Below are 2,045 nucleotides of genomic sequence, written 5' to 3' on the forward strand. Positions count from 1 at the left end.
GACCCGTCGGTGATGTTGAGCGCGGCCTTGGCGAGAATGACCTGGCGAAATGCATCGTCGGTCAGCAAGTAATTGGGCGTCGCGCTTCCGAAACCCCAGAACACGCCATGGCCGAACGTGTCGGCACCGGTGGCAGCGGAGAAGCCGAGATAGTCTCCGCCTGGAACGTAGATTGCGCGAGACGCCCCAACAATCCGCCCCCAGATGTCGAGGCCGAATCCTTGCGCAGTGTCCACATTCCAGACGAAGTCGTAGAAGGCATCGAGGTCAACCTGCCGGTCGATGGCGTAGCCGAGCGCGTCGACCAGCGCGACGATGATCGGGCTGTTCGCATATTGCTTGAGCAGCGTCTGGCGCGAGTCGAAGAACCGTTCCGGGCCAGCCGCATCGTCCGTTCCACTGACGCCGAGCGGTTGGGCGGTGAGCGGGAACAGCATCATACGACGGTGACCGCAATGTGCGCCGCGTCAGTCGTGGGGATCTGGTTGATGTTGGCGGCGACACTGGCCGAGGTCGGCGTGGAAGTCGTGCCGATAGCGATGCTGATGATCCGCGCCCATGTACCAAGTGCGGCGATCGCGGTGGCAAAGCGCAAGGCATAGACCGTCGAGCCGATCCGGGCCGGCGCGCCTCCGTCGTCGCCGTTGAATGCGGCGGTGATCGCGCCCTGTATCAGCGCCGCGGCATCGGCGGGCACATCGGCGCTGCTGGCGATCGAGACCGCGAAGTAGATCGGGAGCGCCGACGCACGCTGGAACTTCACCGTGTAGCTGGGATAGGGCAGCGAATAGCCGTTGCTATCGGTCACGGTGATGGACGTGCTGCCAACCATGCCGCAGCCAGGCGACTTCTTCGACCAGATCGCCTGCGCCACGTCGGCATCGGCGCCGCCATAGACTGCGACGTAGAGGGAGTTGGCAGCCACAGAGACGCCGCCGATCGTCACCGACGAGCCGGTGCTATTCTCGGTCACATAGGCGTCGACGACGCCCGCCACGTTGAGCACAGCGCCGCGAATGGCCGGCAACATCCCGGCGGCATTGCTCGCGACCGAGGCTGCACGGCGCGCCTCGAACTCGGTGCGTGTTTCGGCGTCGCGGCCGATCGTGCCATCCGCAGGGTTGGTGATCGAATCCCACCCCGGAATTACCCGATAGATCGAATTCAGCGACCCGGCCGGGCAGGCAATCGCGCCGTTGTCGATCGCGGTGAAGGTGATCGACACGCTGCCGCCGGTTGGGATCGTGTCGCCGTTCACCGCCTGATAGATCGTGCCGTCGGTGGCCTTGGCGAGAGAGCCGGCCGGGATCACGGTGCCCGCCGCGCCGGCGCAGGTGCACGCCACCGTGGTCGGTTGAGAGCCGATACGGGCCAGATAATAGATGCGCGCGATCGCATCCTGCATCCGGCCATCGGCGTACGCAGGATCGACCTGGTTGACGTACTGCAGGAACAGGTCGTTCGACGCCGCCAGCGTGGCCGCCAGCGCGACGACAAGCTGGCCTTGCGGGGTTGCCGGGCTATCGTTCAGCGCGCCGCCGAACGCCGCCTGAAAGTCAGCCCAGAAGCCGGCCACAATGTCGCTCTCGGCGGGCAATGCGACGCCGGCCGTGGTGAATTCGGGCTGCGGGACGTTGCTGCCGCTCATAGACTGGCGCTCCCGCCCTTGAATTGCACTTGCCCCCCGATCGCCCGGGCTGTCACGGCAGTCAGAAAGACAGTCGCGCCCGTGACGCCTGGCACGAGTTCAGCGGCGGCGGTGAGCTTCTGTTTCAGCAACTGCACGGGCTGGAACTGGCCGAGGATTTGATCGGCGTAGGGCAGTCCACGAGTGGTATCGAAATAGCATTCGCCCGCCCAGACCTTGCACTCGCACGCCACGTCCTGCGCCTGTGAATAGGGCTCCGTCGCGACAGCGATGTTGCCGCCAGCATCGATGCAGAGATCGTTGGCGCTGCGGTCGAGGAGCAATGTTGAGGCCATAATCTAACCCTACACCGGAGTGCCGGTCTGGCCGGTGCCTGTGGTGACGCCGGAGTGCTTGT

General features: G+C 65.1%; 3 protein-coding genes. All 3 read right to left on the minus strand.

Translation table 11 applies throughout. The annotated features are described in order from the left end of the window. The coding region (locus tag AC1P6P_RS19430; RefSeq protein ID WP_481404101.1) for a baseplate wedge 1 family protein at window positions 1-440 on the minus strand (440 nt) is incomplete at its 3' end. Then, entirely contained in the window at window positions 437-1,648 is a 1,212-nt protein-coding gene (locus AC1P6P_RS19435; protein ID WP_481404102.1) for a baseplate J/gp47 family protein, read from the minus strand. The genes AC1P6P_RS19435 and AC1P6P_RS19430, both read right to left, overlap by 4 nt. Continuing rightward, window positions 1,645-1,983, minus strand: a complete 339-nt coding sequence (locus AC1P6P_RS19440; RefSeq protein WP_481404103.1) for a contractile injection system sheath initiator — start codon at window positions 1,981-1,983, stop codon at window positions 1,645-1,647. Before AC1P6P_RS19440 ends, AC1P6P_RS19435 begins: the two co-directional genes overlap by 4 nt. Window positions 1,984-2,045: the final 62 nt, after the last annotated feature.

It is taken from the genome of Rhizomicrobium sp. (assembly GCF_056722145.1).